This is a genomic window from Streptomyces sp. NPDC057565, from assembly GCF_042801455.1.
Lineage (GTDB): Bacteria > Actinomycetota > Actinomycetes > Streptomycetales > Streptomycetaceae > Streptomyces > Streptomyces yanii.
In genome coordinates this window covers 124,260-143,297 of sequence record NZ_JBHVFU010000009.1, presented here as the reverse complement: position 1 = coordinate 143,297, position 19,038 = coordinate 124,260, and the positions used below count along the sequence as shown (strand labels likewise).

Genomic DNA, 19,038 nt, shown 5'->3' with positions numbered 1-19,038 from the left:
CATGGTCGCGGCGTGGTCGAAGCCGCCACCGGGCGGCGGCGTCGACCCAGGAGGTCCAGGAGGTCCAGGAGGTGCCGGAGGTCCGGGAGGCCCGGGGGGCTGAGGTGCACCGGGCGGGCCGACCTGCGAGACGAGCTGCGTCGGCAGGTACCCGCCCGCCGGGGCGCCGGGCGCGCCCGGACCCGAGGGCGGCGGCACGGGCGCTCCCGGCCTGGCGCCCGGTGTGCCGGGGGCGCCGGGCGGCGGCGGGGTGGTCGACCCGCCACCGCGCACACCGCGCGGCGGCACCGTGGCCTTACTGGTGGCGGCGTCGGCGATGTCACCGCTCCCGGGAGCCCCGGGTGCACCCGGACCCTGCGGGTTCAGACCAGGGGCGATCGCCGTCCGGGGCAGCTGGCTGCCGCCCGACATCAGCGCGGTCGGCGCATCCGCGGAGACCACCGGCGGCGGGGTGCCGTCGTCATCGGCGCCCGCGAGCGGCGGCGCGAACACGGTGGCCGGCAGCGCGACCGCCCCGTCGTCGGAGTCCGCGTTGGTGTCGGTCCCGGCCCACGGGGTGGCCCCGGTGGGCACGTTCGGTGAGGAGGCCGGAACGCCGTCGGGGGTGGTGGGCTCGTGCTCGTCCTGCGCACCGGCGCCCTGCCACGGCGGCGCACCGGACGGCGTCCCGGAAGGGGCCGCCTGCGCGGGAACAGACGGAGCGGGAGAAGCGGAAGGTGCAGGAGATGAGGAAGGCGCCGGGGGAGGGTTCCCGTCGCGCTCCGCCCGCCGGTCCGGGATCCCGAGCTTGTCCGCCGCTTCCTGGAGCCACTCCGGCGGGCTCAGCAGGAAGGACGTCTGATTCAGGTCGACGCGCGCCGGCGACGGCGCTGGGGCCGGGGCGGCGGCGACCGTGCCGTACTCCTCCTCGTACCGCCGGATCACCTCGCCCACCGGCAGTCCGGGCCAGAGCGTCGCCTCACCGCTGTCACGGGCGATCACCAGCCGCTGCCGGCCACCGTCCGAGACGGGGCCCTCCGCGCGGTCCTCGGCCCACACCACGAAGCCCAGCTCGAACTCGCGGACCCGCACCTCGCGGTGCTGGTACGCGGGCATGTCTCCGTTGACCCACTCGTCCGCGCGCTCCTGCGCCTGCGCAAAGGTCACCATTGCGCTCACCCCTCCACCGGGACGGCCCGGGCGAAGCCGCCGTCCACCATCAGGTTCGCCACGGTCTCCAGCTCCGGCGGGTTGCCCGCCAGCCGCTGCAGGAAGGCGTCGAAGTCCGCACCGCAGGGCAGCAGCAGCCGGTCCACGCGCTCCTGCACGCTCCAGCCGTCCTGGTCCCGGGCATCGTCGTACGCGCAGAACCAGACCGAGCCGACACCGTTGCCCCGGACCTTCACCGCGAGGATGCCGCCCTGGACGAAGCCGACGCCCAGGTAGTCCTTGGTGAGGTGGTCACGCAGGCACTTGTTGACGTACACCAGGTCGTTCACCGCGGCCTCTTCACGCACCGTGAAGAACGGCTGATCGACCAGGAGACCGAGCTCCGCGTCGAGCGCCGCACCGGCCGGCGCCGAGCCGCCGGCCGCCTTCAGGAAGGATCGGTACGCGCCCGGCAGCCGGTAGCCGAGGTCCTCCTCGACGCCCTGGATCTGCTGCTCGCTGACCGAGACCGCGCCCTTCGGGAGCCGGAAGTGCGCGGGCCGGGTCTCCTGCAGCGGACGCGTGCCCCGCTTGTTCTGGTCGACCGCGGTGGTCGCGAGACCACCGTGGTGCCGGAGCAGTGCCTTGACCTCGACCGGGACGAGCTCCATCCGCCGGCCGCCCGGCACGTGGTGCCAGGTCCAGCCGTGCGGGGTGGCGACCGCCGGGATCGTGTCCCACAGCTCGTGGCCGCTCGCCGCCAGCGCCGCATTGGCCGAGACGTAGTCGGTGAGCCGCAGCTCATCGACGCCGAAGCCCTGCGGAGGCTCGGCGATCTCGGCGGCGGCGCGTGCGTACGGCGCGAATACCGGGCAGCCGTTCTCGTCCACGCGCACACCTCTGGGGTGGCGGGACGCCCGGACCGGGTCCGGGAAGTGCACGACCTGCCCGGCGTAGGCCGCGTTCGGTGGCGCGGCTTGCTGCCCGAGCCGACCTGTCGTCATGGCGGTTGCCCCCTGCTGCGTCTGTCTGGTGAGGACCGACCTGCCCATGGGGACGGTCCAGGCACAGCCTATGCGGTGGCGCAACAGGGGGTCCCGCCCCTCCGCTCCCCTTCCGGCCCTCTTTCGCCATCCCCTCCCCTTCGGTCACGAACCGTCACGACTGGGTGACGGACAAGCGTCGGTCAGGCCACTGTCCGCGACACGCAGACACGTTTCACCGACCCAGCTTCCCCACCGACTGGCACATTTGGCAGGCTGTCACCGCAACTCGGGGGGATTGCACGGGAGGGACATCCGCACCATGCACGCAGCACAATCAGTCACATCCGGCGATCCGCGCCTCAACTGGAGCAGCACCGGGACGAGCAGCAGACCTCGTCTCCGCCAACGCCGCGACGGCATCCTGCCGGCCGTGGCCGCAGCGCTGTCCGTCCGCGGTGAAACGCTGACCTGCACGGCGGGCAAGGGCGACCAGCCGCCCGTACTGCACCCGTTGGTCCAGGACTTCCTCGACACGCTCACGAGCGGGCAGCGCGAACGCTTCACCGGCCGCTGCCCCGAGGCGATCCTGCTCTCCCGGCAGCTCGCCGCCGCGGAGGCCGACCGGTCCAAGCGGGCCCAGCGCAAGCCGCTGACCAGCGGGGAGGCGCGGCGCGCGCTGAAGCACTCGCGGCTGACCGCGCGTCGGATCCGCGAGGACGGCGACCCGATGCACGGCAGCTACGCGCCACCGTGCCGCTCCTGTACGGCGATGCTCGCCCATTTCGGCGTCCGTCCCGTCGACCTCGCCACCACCAGCGCGGCGACCACCGCCGAGAAGGGCTGATCGCGCGCCGATGCACAACCGAACCGACCTTCCCCAGCAGAGCGACCGCGCGACCCATGCGGACCGCGCCACCACCACCCGCTTTCCCGTCGCCGTCGACGCCGCCCTGCGGACCGCGGGCTGGCAGCCGGGCCGCTGGGACATCCGGCAGGCGGAGGAGTGGGCGGACGCGCTGCGCGCCCACACGTCACCGGCCGGGCATCAGCACGCGGTGTTCCCGGCGGCGGTGGAGGCGTGGGCGGAGTTCGGCGGTCTGCACATCACGGCGTCCGCGCCGGGCCGGCAGATCGCACCGGCGTCGGTGCGGATCGATCCGCTGAGCGGACTGCACCTGGCCCGCACCCTCGGTGACCTCGGGCGGGCGCTGGGGACCGAGGTCAGCCCGCTGGGCGAGGAGGGGGACGGGCAGGCGGTCCTCGCGATCGACGCCGAGGGGCGCGTGTACAGCATCGACCACACCGGCGACTGGTTCCTGGGCGCGGACATCGACGAGGCCCTGGCGACGCTGGTCGGCGGGATCCAGCCGGAGCGTCTGACGTCGGGCTGAGCGGGTTCCGGGACGGGGCGGTGAGGCGGGCCGTGGGTGTCCGGGGACCGCTCCCTGCCCGATCGCCCGGACGGGCTTCAGCCGCCGGCCCCCTCGGCCCGCACCCGTGACGAAGTGAACGCGCCGTCCACGGTCGCCGGACGGGCTCGAAAAGCCGGCCTGCACAGCCCGCAACCCTCTCGAGGTGAACGCGCCGTCCGCGATCGCCGGACGAGGCGTGACCGCAGGGGGTTACGCGGCCCCGTGGGCGGGGAGTACCGCCGATACCCGGAAGCCCCCCGCGTCCGTCGGGCCCGAGACGAATACGCCGCCCAGGCCCAGTACCCGCTCCCGCATCCCCACCAGGCCATTGCCGCCGCTCGGCAGCCCCGCGTCCGTCGCGGCGCCGTCCGACGGGCCGTTCTCCACCTGCATCGCGACCTCCGAGCCCCGGTGTGCCAGCCGCACCCACGTCTGCGCGCCCGCCGCGTGCTTGTGGACGTTCGTCAGGGCCTCCTGCACCACCCGGTACGCCGTCTGCTCCACCTCGGGGGCGTACGCGCGCGCCTCGCCGTCCACCGACAGCTCCACCGTCATCCCGGCCGCCCGTGACTGCCCGATCAGCGTCTCCACCTCGTGCAGCCGCGGCCCGTCCTCCGTGGCGGCTGCGGCCGCAGCGGCTGCCGCCTCACCCACCGCGGCCAGCGGAACCTTCGCGCCCCGGGTCGCCGCCGGATCCCCCGTCCGCAGCACGCCGAGCATCTCCCGCAGTTCGGTCAGGGCCTGTCTGCCCATGTCGCCGACCAGCGCCGCGTTCCGTACCGCCTTCGCCGGGTCCTTCGGAGCGACGGCCTGCAGGGCGGCCGCATGCACCACCATCAGGCTGACCCGGTGCGCGACCACGTCGTGCATCTCGCGCGCGATCCGGGTCCGCTCCTCCGTGCGTGCCCACTCCGCCCGCTCCTCGGCCCGGTCGGCGAGCAGCGACAGCTCCCGTTCCAAGGAGTCCGCCCGCTCCCGCAGGCTCTCCATCAGCCGGCGCCGCGCCCCTATGTAGAGGCCGAACAGCACGGGCGGAGCCGTGAGGCCCAGCGACATGAAGAGGGACGTCAGCGGTACGTACCAGTCGCCCGGCCCGAAGTCCCCGGACTGCACGGAGACGCTCTGCCGCAGCCGTACGTACGTGACGATGAACGTCCCGACCAGCGACATCCCCATCAGCACCGCGGTGATCCGCCGCGGTACGTCGGACGCGGCCAGCGTGTAGAGGCCGACCAGGCCCATCAGGAAGCCCATCTCGGCGGGCGTCGTCGCGATCGCGACCAGCACCACGGCGATCGGCCAGCGGCGACGCACCACCAGAACGGCCCCGGCGAGCAGGCCGAACACCACCCCGACGGGCACCGGCAGCCCGGTGTCCCCCGCGAACGCCACACCTTCCAGTGCGCATTCCAGCGCCGACAGGAGCGCCAGTCCCACGTCCAGGGCGACACTGCGCCGCCGTTCCCACCACCAATAGCGGCGAGTGGTCGTTCCCACGCCTTCCCGGTATGCCCCCGTTACGGTCATGGCATCCAGCCTACGGGCGGGCGCCCCTCATTTTCGGGCTACGCGAATCACAGCGCGCCTCGCCGGAGCAGGGCGTCCCGTCGCGTTGAAGGCCGGTGGTACGGCATAGTGTTGTCTGCCCGGTCGACGGCCTGACGGTCTGTCCAGTCGATCGGCTTTGCTGTCCCCTGTGGTGTAACGGCAGCACAGTGGCTTTTGGTGCCATTTGTCCGGGTTCGAATCCTGGCAGGGGAGCATGCACGGGCGGGCCCCGACCATGACGGTCGGGGCCCGCGCCCGTTTCGGCCAGTAGCTCCCCCGGTATCCTGCGGATGTCCACCATCCGAAGCCGAAGGGCACATCCGTGTGCGCCGGTCCTCCTCAGGTCCCCGGCGCCGCTCGATCAGGGGAGGCCCCATTGGCAGCCGTCATCGTCCTCGCAGCGGGTGAGGGCACCCGCATGAAGTCGAAGACCCCGAAGGTTCTGCACGAGATCTCCGGGCGCTCACTCGTCGGGCATGTCGTCACCGCCGCACGCGAGCTGGACCCCGAGCACCTCGTCGTGGTCGTCGGCCATGCGAGCGAGCAGGTCACCGCACACCTCGCCACCGTCGACAGCCAGGTGCGGACCGCCTACCAGGCCGTCCAGGGCGGCACCGGCCACGCCGTGCGCACCGCGCTCGAAGAGCTCGGCGGCACCGTCGAGGGCACGGTGATCGTCGTCTGCGGCGACACCCCGCTGCTCTCCGGCGCGACGCTCACCGCGCTCGCCGCCGTCCACACCGCCGACGCGAACGCCGTCACCGTGCTGACCGCCGAGGTCCCGGACGCCACCGGCTACGGCAGGATCGTCCGCGACGCCGCAAGCGGTGCGGTCACCGAGATCGTCGAGCACAAGGACGCCACCGACGCGCAGCGCGCCATCCGCGAGATCAATTCCGGGGTCTTCGCGTTCGACGGACGGCTGCTCACCGACGCCCTCGGCAAGGTCCGCGCCGACAACAGCCAGGGCGAGGAGTACCTCACCGACGTGCTGTCCATACTGCGCGAGGCGGGGCACCGCGTCGGTGCCTCCGTCGCTGCCGACCACCGCGAGATCCTCGGGATCAACAACCGCGTCCAGCTCGCCCAGGCCCGCACCCTGCTGAACGAGCGGCTGCTGGAGCGGGCGATGCTCGCCGGCGTGACCGTCGTGGACCCGGCGACGACGCTGATCGACGCCACGGTGACGTACGAGCAGGACGCGATCGTGCACCCCGGCACCCAGTTGCTCGGGGCCACGCACCTCGCCGAGGACGCCGAGGTCGGCCCGAACAGCCGGCTGACGGACACCACCGTCCACGCGGGCGCCCGCGTCGACAACACGGTCGCGGTCGGGGCGGAGATCGGCCCGGGCGCGACGGTCGGCCCGTACGCGTATCTGCGCCCCGGCACCACGCTCGGCCCGAAGGCCAAGGCCGGTACGTACGTGGAGATGAAGAACGCCACGATCGGCGAGGGCACGAAGGTGCCGCACCTGAGCTACGTCGGCGACGCGACCATCGGCGACCACACCAACATCGGCGCCGCCAGCGTCTTCGTGAACTACGACGGGGTGTCGAAGCACCACACGACGATCGGGTCACACTGCCGCACCGGGTCGGACAATATGTTTGTGGCACCTGTCACGGTCGGGGACGGCGTCTACACCGCCGCCGGCTCGGTCATCACCAAGGACGTACCGCCCGGTTCGCTGGCCGTCGCCCGCGGCCAGCAAAGGAATATCGCGGGTTGGGTGGCCCGTAAGCGTCCGGGCAGCGCCGCCGCGCAGGCGGCCCAGGCCGCCGCCGATGAGGCCGACAGCGAAAGCTGACCGGAAACGGGTGCGCCGCGCACGGCGTACCGTGATAGATGCTCACCCCATTTCGGCTGGCTCGTTGCACATCGGGACACATGCTGCAGCGCCAGGAACACGTCTGAGGAGACTGTGCTGTGACCGGGATCAAGACGACCGGCGAGAAGAAACTGATGCTCTTCTCCGGCCGCGCCCACCCCGAGCTGGCCGAGGAGGTTGCGCACCAACTGGGTGTCGGCCTCGTGCCGACGAAGGCCTTCGATTTCGCCAACGGTGAGATCTACGTCCGCTTCCAGGAGTCCGCACGCGGCGCCGACTGCTTCCTGATCCAGAGCCACACGGCTCCGATCAACAAGTGGATCATGGAGCAGCTGATCATGCTGGACGCGCTGAAGCGCGCGTCGGCCCGCTCCATCACGGTGATCGTGCCGTTCTACGGCTACGCCCGCCAGGACAAGAAGCACCGTGGCCGCGAGCCGATCTCGGCCCGCCTGGTCGCCGACCTGATGAAGACCGCGGGTGCCGACCGCATACTCACGGTCGACCTGCACACCGACCAGATCCAGGGCTTCTTCGACGGCCCGGTCGACCACCTCTTCGCGCTGCCGATCCTCGCCGACTACGTCGGCGCCAAGGTCGACCGCTCGAAGCTGACGATCGTCTCCCCGGACGCCGGCCGCGTGCGCGTCGCCGACCGCTGGTGCGACCGCCTGGACGCGCCGCTGGCGATCGTCCACAAGCGCCGCGACAAGGACGTCGCCAACCAGGTGACCGTCCACGAGGTCGTCGGCAACGTCAAGGGCCGCGTATGCGTCCTGGTCGACGACATGATCGACACCGGTGGCACCATCTGCGCCGCCGCCGACGCCCTGTTCGCGCACGGCGCCGAGGACGTCATAGTGACGGCGACGCACGGCGTGCTCTCCGGCCCGGCCGCGGACCGGCTGAAGAACTCCAAGGTCAGCGAGTTCGTCTTCACGGACACCCTGCCGACCCCGGGTGAGCTGGAGCTCGACAAGATCACGGTGCTCTCGATCGCGCCGACGATCGCGCGCGCGGTGCGCGAGGTCTTCGAGGACGGCTCGGTCACGAGCCTCTTCGAGGAGCAGTAGGACCGCCTGACCCAGAAGATCCACTTTGGGTGCGGCCTCCCCGCCGGGTAGACTCAGCGAGTTGCTCGGCGAGGGAGGCCGTACTCATGGGTACGGCGGTCCGTTATCGACGCGCTCTTCGTAGCAGGCCTGTCGTGGGCCGGGTGACCATCCAGTTTTCGTCACCCCACGAGGAGTGCAGTCATGGCCGAGATCAAGCTCGCCGCCCAGCCCCGTACCGAGTTCGGCAAGGGTGCCGCCCGCCGCGCCCGTCGTGACAACCAGGTCCCCGCGGTCGTCTACGGCCACGGCGCCGAGCCGGTCCACGTCACCCTGCCGGCCCACGAGCTGCTCCTTGCGCTCCGCACCGCCAACGTCCTGATCGGCCTGGAGCTCGAGGGCAAGAACGCTCTGGTCATCCCGAAGGCCGTGCAGCGCAACCCGCTCAAGGGCGACATCGAGCACGTCGACCTGCTGACCGTCAAGCGCGGCGAGAAGGTCAACGTCGAGGTCGCGGTGCACGTCGAGGGCGACCTCGCCCCGGGCGGCAACCTCCTCGAGTACGTGCAGAACACCCTGCTCGTCGAGGCCGAGGCCACCCACATCCCCGAGTCCGTCACGGTCTCCGTCGCGGGCCTCGACGCCGGCGCCTCCGTCCTCGCCAAGGACATCCCGCTGCCCTCCGGCTCCGTGCTGGCCGGCGACGAGGACGCCGTCGTGCTGCAGGTCGTCGCCGCGCAGGCCGAGGAGCCGGCCGCCGAGGCCGCCGAGGCCGAGGGCGCAGAGGCCTGAGCCTCGTCCTCCCCGCTTCACCTGCTTGACTGACGGGGCGGCGGTTCCTTCCCCAGGGACCCGCCGCCCCGTCCGCCTGTAACCGGGCCATCCGGAACCATCCGTACGCGAAGGAGACCGAGCGCAGATGTCCGACGCCACCGACCCCTGGCTCATCGTGGGCCTCGGCAACCCCGGACCCGAGCACGCAGCGCAGCGGCACAACGTCGGCTTCATGGTCGCCGACCTCCTCGCCGAGCGGATCGGCGGGAAGTTCAAGCGGGCCCAGAAGGCTCAGGCGCAGGTCGTCGAGGGCCGCATGGGGCCGCCCGGACCCGCCAATCGCCGCGTGATCCTGGCGAAGCCGATGTCGTACATGAACCTCTCCGGCGGCCCCGTCACCGCGCTCCGCGACTTCTACAAGGTGCCGACCGATCACATCGTGGCGATCCACGACGAGCTGGACATCGACTACGGGACGCTCCGGCTGAAACTGGGCGGCGGCGACAACGGACACAACGGGCTCAAGTCGATGACCAAGTCGATGGGGTCCGACTACCACCGGATCCGGTTCGGGATCGGCCGCCCGCCGGGCCGGATGCAGGTCGCCGACTTCGTACTGAAGGACTTCTCGTCCACCGAGCGCAAGGAGCTCGGCTATCTCGTGGACCGGGCGGCGGACTCGGTGGAGTGTCTGCTCGCGGAGGGGCTTGAGCGCGCACAGAGCGCGTACAACTCATGAGATAGCAGGGCGATCCCGGACCATTTCCGACCAGGGTCCGACGTGCAGTTGACCGAAAGCGTTCGCCTGGCCAAGGATCGCTCCCCATGAAGCGGAGCACCTCCCACCGCGCATTGCTCTACGGCCGCAGCGCCGCCCTGGGCTGCGTCGTCCTGCTGTTGCTCGTCGCGGGCGTCCTGTCGTCCTGGTCCTCGGCGCAGCACATCGTCCTCGCCAAGGGCCGCGAGCACGGCGCGATGGCCGTCACCGGCTGCGGCGCCGACGTCTGCACGGGACCGTTCACCCCCGCCGAGCACGCCACCGCGCGCCCGCGTGTGACGATCGAGCGGTCCGTCGCGGTGAAGAAGGGCGACAGGTTCCCGGTCGTCGTGAAGCCCGGCACCGACGAGGTCGTACGCACCGGGGTGCCGGGCTTCCTGCACTCGTGGGTGCCGCTCGGCGGCGCACTGCTGCTCGCCGCTCTGATCATCGGCGGCGGTCTGCGGCTCACCCGGACCGCATGGGGAACCGGGATCGCGGGCGCGGTCCTGCTGGTGGCGACGTTCATCGCCCTCTGAGCCGCACCCTGAGCGGCTCCCGGGCCGCGCTCCGAGCCCTTCCCCGGGACGCCCCGAGGCGCGGACTCCCGTACTGGAGCCGCGTGTTCGCCTGATCGTTATCCGGAATGATTGGGGCAGAACCCTGCTAACGGGGCGGATGTGCACACATCAAATTTGACGGGCGGAAGCAACCACAAGAAGCTTGGCCGACCCCCCCCCACGGCATCCCTCATCTCCTACGTTGGACTGCCCATGCGCATATTCATTCCCGCCGGCGCTCTGGTCACCGCGGTGACCGCCTCGCTGCTGCTGGCACCTTCCGCCTTCGCGACGCCCAAGGGCGACAACGGCACGGTGAAGATCCACGACGCCAAGACCGGCGAGGAGCTTCGCAGGAACGAGCCGAAGGTCTGCTCCTTCTACCTCGACGCGTTCGGCTTCGACGCCACCCAGAAGGTCCAGTGGCACATCGAGGCCTGGGCCAACAATGACCTGGACAAGGGTGAGACGGTCAAGACGGGCGCCTTCGCGCTCGACGGCTCCGGCCACGGCCGTACCACCGACATGACCCTGCCCGACGGCCAGTACAAGCTGTTCTGGAACTTCGAGGGCGAGAACGGCAAGGCCAAGCACAAGGTCTTCAAGACCGACTGCGAGCCGGGCAAGCCCGGCGAGGAGCCCACGAAGCCCGGCGAAGAGCCCACAAAGCCCGGCGAGGAGCCCACGAAGCCCGGCGAAGAACCCACAAAGCCCGGCGAGGAGCCCTCGGCCACGCCGTCCGCCACCCCGTCCGCTCCCGGCGGCGAGCAGCCGTCCGGTACCCCGTCCCCCTCGGAGAGCACCCCGGCCGGCGCCCCGGCCACCCAGGGCGGCGATTCCGGCAACCTCGCCGAGACCGGGAGCAACGCCCCGGTCGGCATGATGGCGGCTGTCGCCGTGGCGCTCGCCGCGGCCGGCGGCTTCCTGGTGATGCGCCGCCGCAAGGCCCAGCAGCACTGACGTCCGCGCAGCGGAGTGCCCCCACCGGACGCATCCGGTGGGGGCACTGTCGTGCTGCGGGCGAGAAGGTCAGCCGGTGTTGCGCAGACCCGCGGCGACACCGTTCACCGTGAGCAGCAGGGCCCGGGCGAGCAGCGGGTCGGCCTCCTCGCCGCGCTCGGCGGCCCGGCGCTGGCGGGCCAGCAGCGAGACCTGGAGGTACGAGATCGGGTCCAGGTAGGCGTCCCGGATGGCGAACGTCTGCTGGAGCACCGGGCTGGTGCCGAGCAGTTCGGTCCCGCCGGTGACCTTCAGGACTTCCTTCACCGTGAGCGCGTGCTCGGCCTCGATGTCGGCGAAGACGTGCTTCAGCTCGTCGGGGACGAGCGTGTCGACATAGTGGCGGGCGATCCGCAGATCGGTCTTGGCGAGCGTCATCTCCACGTTCGAGATGAAGTTCCGGAAGAAGTGCCAGTGCTCGTGCATCTCGTCCAGAACGGTGTCCAGACCGGCCTCGCGCAGCGCCTTGAGCCCCGAGCCGACGCCGTACCAGCCGGGCACGATCTGCCGCGACTGGGTCCAGCCGAAGACCCACGGGATGGCCCGCAGGCCGTCGAGACCGGCGCCGGAGTCCGGGCGCCGCGACGGGCGGGATCCCAGGTGCAGCTCGGCGAGCTGGTCGACCGGGGTGGACGCGAAGAAGTACGCGGGCAGGTCCGGGTCCTCGACCAGCTTGCGGTAGGCGTCGTGCGCGGCGTCGGAGACCGTGTCCATCGCCGCGTCCCAGCGGGCCAGGGCCTCGTCGGACTGGCGGGGCGCGGTGTGCAGCGCGGAGGCCTGGAGGGTGGCCGCGACGGTCAGCTCCAGGTTCTCCCGGGCGAGCGCCGGGATGAGGTACTTGTCGGAGATGACCTCGCCCTGCTCGGTCACCTTGATCTCGCCCTCCAGCGTGCCCCACGGCTGCGCGAGGATCGCGTCGTGCGAGGGGCCGCCACCGCGGCCGACGGTGCCGCCGCGGCCATGGAAGAGCCGCAGCCGTACGCCGTAGCGGTGCGCGACGTCACGCAGCCGGCGCTGCGCCCGGTGGATCTCCCACTGCGAGGTGGTGATGCCGCCGAACTTGGAGGAGTCGGAGTACCCGAGCATGACCTCCTGGACATCGCCGCGGAGCGAGACGAGCCGCCGGTAGGACGGGTCGGCGAGCATCTCGTCGAGGATCACATCGGCGGCGCGCAGCTCGTCGGTGGTCTCCAGGAGCGGCACGATGCCGATCTTGGCCCAGCCGCCGTGCAGGTCGATCAGACCGGCCTCGCGGGCGAGGACGGCGGCGGCGAAGACGTCGTCGGCGCCCTGGCACATCGAGATGATGTACGACTCGATGACCTCGGGGCCGAACCGCTCGAACGCCTCCTTGATGGTGTGGAAGACGCCGAGGGTCTTCTCGCCCGCGGCGTCCAGCGGGGCCGGGGTCGGGGCGAGCGGGCGGCGTGAGCGGAGCTCCTTGGCGAGGAGCTTCTGCCGGTAGTCACGCGGCATGTCGGCGTAGCGCCAGGATTCCTCGCCGAGCCGGTCGAAGAGCTGGCCGAGGGTGTGGTGGTGGGCGTCGGCGTGTTCGCGTACGTCCATGGTGGCGAGCTGCAGACCGAACGCGGAGAGCGTGCGGATGGTGCGGTTCATCCGGCCGTCGGCGAAAAGACCGCCGCGGTGCTCGCGCAGCGAGGTCTGGATGAGCACCAGGTCCTCGATGAGCTCGGCCGTGCCGAGGTAGTCGCAGCCGGGACGGTGCGGGGTGCCGTTGGCCAGCCGCTCGCGGGTGTTGACGAGCTTCTGCCGGATGCAGGTGGCCTTGAGGCGGTACGGCTCCTCGGCGTTCAGCCGCTTGTAGCGCGGGCTGATCTCGGGGAGCCGCTCCAGGTCGGCCTGGAGCGAGGTGAGCAACTCGTCGGTGGCGCCCGTGTAGCGGATGGAGTTGGAGAGCAGTCCGCGCAGATAGTCGATGAGCTCCAGCGCATCGGTGATGCCGTGCTCGTGCTGCAGGATCAGCACCTCCCAGGTGACGGCGGGCGTCACGTTGGGGTTGCCGTCGCGGTCGCCGCCGATCCAGGTGCCGAAGGTCAGCGGGCGGGTGCCCGCGGGCAGCTCGACGCCGACCCGCTCCAGCTCGGCAGCAAGGTCCTCGAGTACGTCCCCGACGGCGTTGGCGTGCAGCTCGTCGAGGTAGTAGATGGCGTTACGGGCCTCGTCGGCCGGCTCCGGGCGGACGACGCGCAGCTCGTCGGTCTGCCAGATGAGGTCGATGTTCTCGGCGAGCCTGAGGTCGTGGCGACGCCGGTCGGCCTCGATGACGGGGGTCTCCAACAGCTCGGCGATGCGGCGGAGCTTGTTCAGTACGGAGCGCCGCGCGGCCTCGGTCGGGTGCGCGGTGAAGACGGGCCGTACGTTGAGGTTCTTGACGGTCGCGCGCAGGTGCTCGGGGTCCGCGTCCTTCAGCCGGTCGGCGGTGCGGGCCAGCAGACCGCCCTCGGCGGCGCGCCGGTCGCGCATCTCGTGGGCGCGGTGGACCTGCTCGGTGACGTTGGCGAGGTGGAAGTAGGTGGAGAAGGCGCGCACCAGCTGCGCGGCGGTCTCCAGGTCCGTGTCGCCGAGAAGTTCGGCGGCGGCCTCGCCGTCGGTACGGGTCAGGGCGCGGACACGCTCGACGAGGTCGAGGAGTTCCTGGCCCTCCTGACGTACGAGGGTCTCGCCCAGCAGATCGCCGAGGCGTCGGATGTCGGCGCGCAGCTCGGGGCTGGCGGCGGGGGTCTGGTCGGCACTGCTCACAGTGTGCGGCTCCTTGCAGTGATTGAGGAGGTGCGTCGCGAAGCGTCTCCCCACAAGGGTGACGGCGGGAGACGGGTGGGCACGTCTGTCAGGGGGTCCGGGGTCCGCAGCTGCAGCGGTGCTGCAGCTGCCCCGGGAAAGCAGAGTGCGGACCGCGCTGTCCGACGCTTCCAGGATAGGTGTCCGTGCCGTCGGCGTTGCCCGCAGCCCTCGTCGGCCCGGTGGAGCGATAGCTCCGACGGCTCAGCTCTCGTGCAGCAGGCCTCCGCACTGCCATACTTACGAAACCGTAGGTTACGGATGCGTAGCCAGAGTTGTCCCTCGTACTCCTCATCACCCTCCAGGGGACTCCCCATGAACACCAGCCCCGATGTGATCGACGACGCCCCGACACTGGCGGCCGACGGTCCGACCCTCCCTTCCGCCACGCTGGGCGGCGACAACAAGCGGTCGATCGAGCAGATCGCCCTGCTGCTGTTCATCGTGGTGCCGTTCGTGGCCCTGGTCGCGGCGGTGCCGCTGGCCTGGGGCCGCGGTGTGAGCTGGCTCGATCTGGGTCTGCTGGTCGCCATGTACTTCATCGGCTGCCACGGCATCACGATCGGCTTCCACCGCTACTTCACCCATGGCTCCTTCAAGGCGAAGCGCCCGCTCCGCATCGCCCTGGCCGTTGCCGGATCCCTGGCCGTGGAAGGCCCGCTGGTGCGCTGGGTGGCCGACCACCGCAAGCACCACCGCTTCTCCGACGCCGAGGGCGACCCGCACTCGCCGTGGCGGTTCGGCGAGACGCTCCCTGCCTTGATGAAGGGGCTGTGGTGGGCGCACATCGGCTGGATGTTCGACGAGGAGCAGACCCCGCAGCAGAAGTACGCCCCGGACCTGATCAAGGACCCGGCGATCCGCGGGATCTCCCGCCACTTCCTCACCTTCACGATCGCGTCGCTGGCGATCCCGCCGCTGGTCGGCGGTCTGGTGACGATGTCGTGGTGGGGAGCGGCGACGGCGTTCTTCTGGGGCTCTCTCGTACGGGTGGCGCTTCTGCACCACGTCACCTGGTCGATCAACTCCATCTGCCACGCGGTCGGCAAGCGCCCCTTCAAGTCCCGTGACCGGTCCGGCAATGTGTGGTGGCTGGCGGTCCTCTCCTGCGGCGAGTCGTGGCACAACCTGCACCATGCGGATCCGACCAGCGCCCGGCACGGGGTGATGAGGGGCCAGGTCGACTCCAGTGCCCGGCTGATCCGCTGGTTCGAGAGGCTCGGCTGGGCGTACGACGTGCGCTGGCCGGACTCCGCCCGGATCGAGTCCCGCCGGATCGACTCCCGGCGCGAGTCCGCGCACGCCGACGCGGCATGATTGACCACGTGGCGACCGACGGCAGCACGAGCAGCGAGAAGAACCGTCCCTCCTCCACCCGGCGTACCCGCCGGGTGAGGATGACCGGCAAGGAACGCCGCGAACAGCTGTTGGACATCGGGCGCACCCTCTTCGCCGACAAGGGCTTCGAAGGCACCTCGGTGGAGGAGATCGCGGCCCGCGCCGGCGTCTCCAAGCCGGTCGTCTACGAACACTTCGGCGGCAAGGAGGGCCTGTACGCCGTCGTGGTCGACCGCGAGATGCGCCAGCTCCTCGACATGGTCACCAGCGCCCTGACCGCCGGCCACCCGCGCGAACTCCTGGAACAGGCCGCGTTCGCGCTGCTCGACTACATCGAGACGTACACGGACGGCTTCCGCATCCTGGTCCGCGACTCCCCGGTCGCCCAGTCGACGGGCACGTTCGCATCCCTGATCAGCGACATCGCCACACAGGTCGAGGACATCCTGGGGCTGGAGTTCAAGGCCCGCGGCTTCGACCCGAAGCTCGCCCCGCTGTACGCACAGGCGCTGGTCGGCATGGTGGCGCTGACGGGCCAGTGGTGGCTGAACGTCCGCAAGCCGAAGAAGGCGGAGGTGGCGGCGCATCTGGTGAACCTGGCCTGGCACGGCCTGGAGAACCTGGAGTCGAAGCCGCGCCTGATAGGCCACCGGAAGAGCTGACCCGCCCGTCCGGCGCCGCACGCCGGGCGGCGGTGCCGGACGGGCGGGCGGCGGGCCGGGGCGGCCCGCGCGCATCCCCTCGGCGTCCCCCACCTGTTTCAATACAGGTGTGATCGAATTCGTGATCGATTGTGTGGTGCTCGGCGTCGTCGGTTCTCTCGTCGGTATGCTGATCCGCCGCAGACACCGGCAGCGGTCGGCGCGGGCAGCAGACGGAGCACCGACCGGGATCCCGTGCATGATCAAGAGGGCCTCCCACGGCAACCGCTGGCGCCCCGGGCGGCTGCTGACCCACGCGAAGCCCCTGACCTGGCGCCCCGCCTACGGCAGGTCGGCGGTCGTCCTCCCCGACGATCTGCACCGGACCGCGGTGCGCGCCGTGTCGACACGTGAGGGTCTGGTCATCAATCCGGGTTCCCGGATCGTGGAGTGCGCGTCGTCGGACGGGACTGTCCTGATCGCAGTCATGCCGGTGGATCTGGAGCAGGTGACCGGGGCCCTGAGCGCCGCATAACCCGCCGTGCCGCCGTAGCGATCGGGATCGGACCCCGCGCGCGCTCGACCGGCTCCCCGGCTCACCTGTCCACCGGCTCCAGGAACTCCAGCCGGTTTCCCGCCGGGTCGTAGGAGTAGAAGCGCCGGTGCCCCGGCAGGCCGACGTCCCAGTGCACCTGCGCGCCGTGTGCCTCCAGCCGTTCCGCGAACGTCTCGATGTCCGTGACGCGCAGCCCCGGGTGGGCCTTCTTCGCCGGACGGAAGTCGGCCTCGATGCCCAGGTGCAGCTGGACCGGTCCCGCCTGGAACCAGCAGCCGCCGCGGGCCGCCAGGACCGGGGGCTTGGGGAGTTCGGTCATTCCCAGGACGTCCACGTAGTACGTGCGCAGGGCGGGCTCCGAGCCTGCCGGGGCCGCCAGTTGGACGTGGTCCACTGCGGCGATCATCACTTCTCCTTGTGGGCCACGGCGAAGATGCGGCGGAACGGGAAGACCGTGCCGTGCGGACCCTTCGGGTACGCGGTGCGCAGCAGGTCCCGGTATTCGGTGAGGAAGGCCTCGTGCGCCTCCGGGTCGTCGGCGAGCGCCGCCAGGACGGGGCGCATGCCCGTGCCCTTCACCCAGTCGAGGGCGGCGTCCTCGCCCTGGAGGAGGTGGAGGTACGTGGTCTCCCAGACGTCCGCCGTGACGCCGGGGGCCGTCAGGGCGTCCAGATAGGCGGCGGGGCTGAGGACCGCGTCGGCGTGGCGCAGGACGCCGGTCAGGCGGGAACGCCAGCGCGGGGACTCCGCCAGTTCGCGCATCAGGGTGTGGGTGGGCTGGTCGAAGTTGCCGGGGACCTGGAAGGCGAACGTGCCGCCCGGGGTGATGCCGTCCAGCCAGTCGGGGAAGCGGCCGACGTGGTCGGGAACCCATTGGAGCAGGGCATTGGAGACGATCAGGTCGTACGGTTCCGCCGGCGTCCAGGTCGTCGCGTCGGCCTCGGCGAAGTCCAGAAGGGGTGTGGCGTGGGCACGGGCCCGCTCCAGCATCTGGGGGGAGTTGTCGTACCCGGTGATCCGGGCCCTCGGCCAGCGCGCCGCGAGGAGTGCCGTGACGTTGCCCGCGCCGCAGCCCAGGTCCGCAATGCGGGGCGTGGGGGCGGCCGGGGGCTCCGGGATGCGGGACAGGAGATCCTGGAACGGGCGGGTGCGATGGTCCGCGTGGCGCAGGTACTGCTGCGGATCCCAGGTCGGTGTCGTCATGGCAGCCAGGATCCCCATAGAAGTATCTTGATGTCAAGACACTCGAATTCAAGAGACTTCATGTCGACAGACCCTTTACACTGATCCACATGGAGGACGAGGTTGACCGACTGGTCGCTGCATGGCGTCGCGAGCGCCCCGACCTCGACGTGGAACCACTTGAGGTGCTCAGCCGCGTCTCACGCCTTGCCCGTCACCTCGACCGGGCGCGCCGGATCGCCTTCTCCGAGCACGATCTCGAGCCGTGGGAGTTCGACGTACTGACGTCGCTGCGCCGCGCCGGGGCCCCGTACCAGCTCTCCCCCGGTCAGCTGCTCACCCAGACGCTGGTCACCTCGGGCACGATGACCAACCGCATCGACCGGCTGACCAAGAAGAACCTCGTCGAACGGCTCCCCGACCCCAGCGACCGGCGCGGCGTGCTGGTCCGGCTCACCGCGGAGGGGCGCGACAAGGCCGACCAGTCGCTGGCCGGACTGCTCGCCCAGGAGCGCGCCATCCTCGGCGAGCTCTCCCGCCACCAGCGCGGCGAACTGGCCGGGCTGCTACGCCAGTTGACCGCCCCGTTCGACAATATCCCCGGATAGGTCGGCCGGTCCGACACCGGCGCGTCGGGCCAGCGCCACCGCGGCCAGCGTCGAGTGCACACCCAGCTTCCCCAGCACGTTCTGCATATGCGTACGCACCGTGTGCGGGGAGAGGTACAGCCGCTCCGCCACCGCCTTGCGCCCCAGCCCCGCCACCATGCAGCGCAGCACCTCGCGCTCGCGCGGGGTCAGCGACTCGACCAGCTGCTCGCTCTCGGTGCGGTGCTTGCGGGCTGCCGTCAGCTCGCGCAGGACACCGGTGAGCAGCGCCGGAGGCAGATGCGTCTCGTCGCGGAGCACCCCCCGGATGACCGTGAGCAGCCGCTGCAGCGAGCAGTCCTTGGCGACCCAGCCGGAGGCCCCGGCCTGCAGCGCCAGCGCGGCCCGGCGCGGGTCGTCCTTCTCGGCGAGCACCACCGTACGGACCGACGGCTGGCCCGAACGGACCCCGGCGACCAGCGAGATCCCGTCGACCGGGGCGTGTTCCCCACTTCTCGGGGCGGGGACCGGCACCGGGCCGGGAACGGTACGCCCCGTGACCGCCGGCAGGATGCCCAGTTCGGCATCGACGAGCATCACGTCGTACCTACGGCCTTCGGCGGCCGCGCGCTCCAGACACCGAAGCGCGGCCGGGCCGCTGCCCGCCGCCGCCACCTCGACGTCCGGTTCCGCCGCGAGTGCCGCCGCGAGCGACTCGGCGAAAATGCGGTGGTCATCCACCACGAGAACCCGGATACGAACCACAGGTACCCCCACACACCATCTGCTCCGGGGCCACCCCAGGACCCCCCGAACGGGACGGACCAGTGCGGGCACGACGCCCGGAGCGATGAGGGTGAACCGCAGTTCTACGGCCGCCGCCGTGTG

Annotated in this window: 18 protein-coding genes, 1 tRNA gene and 1 pseudogene; 13 read left to right on the top strand and 7 right to left on the bottom strand. The window is 71.1% G+C overall.

The features are described 5' to 3' along the window. Both ACFU8W_RS19845 and ACFU8W_RS19840 read right to left on the bottom strand, forming a co-directional pair. A pseudogene (locus ACFU8W_RS19845) lies at positions 1–1,149 on the bottom strand (hypothetical protein); the annotation flags it as partial. A 5-nt stretch (positions 1,150–1,154) separates the two neighbouring features. Further along, positions 1,155–2,132, bottom strand: coding sequence for an SMI1/KNR4 family protein (locus ACFU8W_RS19840; RefSeq protein WP_345517717.1), 978 nt, complete (start codon positions 2,130–2,132; stop codon positions 1,155–1,157). Positions 2,133–2,433: 301 nt separating this feature from the next. Between ACFU8W_RS19840 and ACFU8W_RS19835 the strand changes: the two genes are divergently transcribed. Both ACFU8W_RS19835 and ACFU8W_RS19830 read left to right on the top strand, forming a co-directional pair. Beyond that, positions 2,434–2,958 carry a YwqJ-related putative deaminase gene (locus tag ACFU8W_RS19835; protein WP_384038719.1) on the top strand — a complete coding sequence of 175 codons (525 nt, stop codon included), beginning with the start codon at positions 2,434–2,436 and terminating at the stop codon, positions 2,956–2,958. A gap of 10 nt (positions 2,959–2,968) precedes the next feature. Then, complete coding sequence (locus ACFU8W_RS19830; RefSeq protein ID WP_384038716.1) at positions 2,969–3,505, top strand: SUKH-3 domain-containing protein; 537 nt, start codon at positions 2,969–2,971, stop codon at positions 3,503–3,505. A 231-nt stretch (positions 3,506–3,736) separates the two neighbouring features. On the opposite strand, the gene ACFU8W_RS19825 is transcribed toward ACFU8W_RS19830, so the two are convergent. Further along, complete coding sequence (locus ACFU8W_RS19825; protein ID WP_384038714.1) at positions 3,737–5,053, bottom strand: sensor histidine kinase; 1,317 nt, start codon at positions 5,051–5,053, stop codon at positions 3,737–3,739. Between the two features lie 163 nt (positions 5,054–5,216). On the opposite strand from ACFU8W_RS19825, the gene ACFU8W_RS19820 reads away from it, so the two are divergent. The 7 genes from ACFU8W_RS19820 (at position 5,217) to ACFU8W_RS19790 (ending at position 11,008) form a co-directional block, all read left to right on the top strand. Next, positions 5,217–5,287: transfer RNA gene (locus tag ACFU8W_RS19820), tRNA-Gln, on the top strand. Positions 5,288–5,450: 163 nt separating this feature from the next. Further along, complete coding sequence (gene glmU / locus ACFU8W_RS19815; RefSeq protein WP_384038711.1) at positions 5,451–6,884, top strand: bifunctional UDP-N-acetylglucosamine diphosphorylase/glucosamine-1-phosphate N-acetyltransferase GlmU; 1,434 nt, start codon at positions 5,451–5,453, stop codon at positions 6,882–6,884. A gap of 119 nt (positions 6,885–7,003) precedes the next feature. Continuing rightward, positions 7,004–7,978 carry a ribose-phosphate diphosphokinase gene (locus ACFU8W_RS19810; RefSeq protein ID WP_030976866.1) on the top strand — a complete coding sequence of 325 codons (975 nt, stop codon included), beginning with the start codon at positions 7,004–7,006 and terminating at the stop codon, positions 7,976–7,978. A 183-nt stretch (positions 7,979–8,161) separates the two neighbouring features. Beyond that, a complete protein-coding gene (locus ACFU8W_RS19805; RefSeq protein WP_384038708.1) occupies positions 8,162–8,749 on the top strand; it encodes a 50S ribosomal protein L25/general stress protein Ctc in 588 nt (195 codons plus the stop codon). 127 nt (positions 8,750–8,876) lie between these two features. Beyond that, the gene (gene pth, locus ACFU8W_RS19800; protein ID WP_376665384.1) at positions 8,877–9,470 is read left to right on the top strand and encodes an aminoacyl-tRNA hydrolase; all 594 of its coding nucleotides are present in this window, start codon (positions 8,877–8,879) and stop codon (positions 9,468–9,470) included. An 86-nt stretch (positions 9,471–9,556) separates the two neighbouring features. Beyond that, complete coding sequence (locus ACFU8W_RS19795; protein WP_345517710.1) at positions 9,557–10,027, top strand: hypothetical protein; 471 nt, start codon at positions 9,557–9,559, stop codon at positions 10,025–10,027. Between the two features lie 234 nt (positions 10,028–10,261). Beyond that, positions 10,262–11,008 carry an LPXTG cell wall anchor domain-containing protein gene (locus ACFU8W_RS19790; protein ID WP_384038705.1) on the top strand — a complete coding sequence of 249 codons (747 nt, stop codon included), beginning with the start codon at positions 10,262–10,264 and terminating at the stop codon, positions 11,006–11,008. A gap of 69 nt (positions 11,009–11,077) precedes the next feature. Here ACFU8W_RS19790 and ppc read toward each other — a convergent pair whose 3' ends face one another. Next, positions 11,078–13,807 (bottom strand): phosphoenolpyruvate carboxylase, encoded by a 2,730-nt coding sequence (ppc, locus tag ACFU8W_RS19785; protein ID WP_384038702.1) that lies wholly within the window; start codon positions 13,805–13,807, stop codon positions 11,078–11,080. Positions 13,808–14,161: 354 nt separating this feature from the next. Between ppc and ACFU8W_RS19780 the strand changes: the two genes are divergently transcribed. The 3 genes from ACFU8W_RS19780 to ACFU8W_RS19770 all read left to right on the top strand — a co-directional run bounded on the left by ACFU8W_RS19780 (position 14,162) and on the right by ACFU8W_RS19770 (position 16,360). Then, on the top strand, positions 14,162–15,163 hold the full coding sequence (locus tag ACFU8W_RS19780; protein WP_384038698.1) for an acyl-CoA desaturase: 1,002 nt from the start codon (positions 14,162–14,164) through the stop codon (positions 15,161–15,163). Further along, on the top strand, positions 15,160–15,846 hold the full coding sequence (locus tag ACFU8W_RS19775) for a TetR/AcrR family transcriptional regulator (RefSeq protein WP_345517706.1): 687 nt from the start codon (positions 15,160–15,162) through the stop codon (positions 15,844–15,846). The genes ACFU8W_RS19780 and ACFU8W_RS19775 overlap by 4 nt, the downstream gene beginning before the upstream one ends. A gap of 109 nt (positions 15,847–15,955) precedes the next feature. Then, positions 15,956–16,360: a hypothetical protein gene (locus tag ACFU8W_RS19770; protein ID WP_384038695.1), complete on the top strand. Its 405-nt coding sequence runs from the start codon at positions 15,956–15,958 to the stop codon at positions 16,358–16,360. Positions 16,361–16,421: 61 nt separating this feature from the next. Here the strand turns inward: ACFU8W_RS19770 and ACFU8W_RS19765 are convergent, their stop codons facing one another. Then, complete coding sequence (locus ACFU8W_RS19765) at positions 16,422–16,787, bottom strand: VOC family protein (protein WP_384038692.1); 366 nt, start codon at positions 16,785–16,787, stop codon at positions 16,422–16,424. Beyond that, positions 16,787–17,584 (bottom strand): trans-aconitate 2-methyltransferase, encoded by a 798-nt coding sequence (locus ACFU8W_RS19760; protein WP_384038689.1) that lies wholly within the window; start codon positions 17,582–17,584, stop codon positions 16,787–16,789. The genes ACFU8W_RS19765 and ACFU8W_RS19760 overlap by 1 nt, the downstream gene beginning before the upstream one ends. 89 nt (positions 17,585–17,673) lie before the next feature. On the opposite strand from ACFU8W_RS19760, the gene ACFU8W_RS19755 reads away from it, so the two are divergent. Beyond that, positions 17,674–18,171: a MarR family transcriptional regulator gene (locus ACFU8W_RS19755; protein ID WP_345517702.1), complete on the top strand. Its 498-nt coding sequence runs from the start codon at positions 17,674–17,676 to the stop codon at positions 18,169–18,171. On the opposite strand, the gene ACFU8W_RS19750 is transcribed toward ACFU8W_RS19755, so the two are convergent. Then, positions 18,130–18,915 (bottom strand): LuxR C-terminal-related transcriptional regulator, encoded by a 786-nt coding sequence (locus tag ACFU8W_RS19750; protein ID WP_384038686.1) that lies wholly within the window; start codon positions 18,913–18,915, stop codon positions 18,130–18,132. The genes ACFU8W_RS19755 and ACFU8W_RS19750 overlap by 42 nt on opposite strands. Positions 18,916–19,038: the final 123 nt, after the last annotated feature.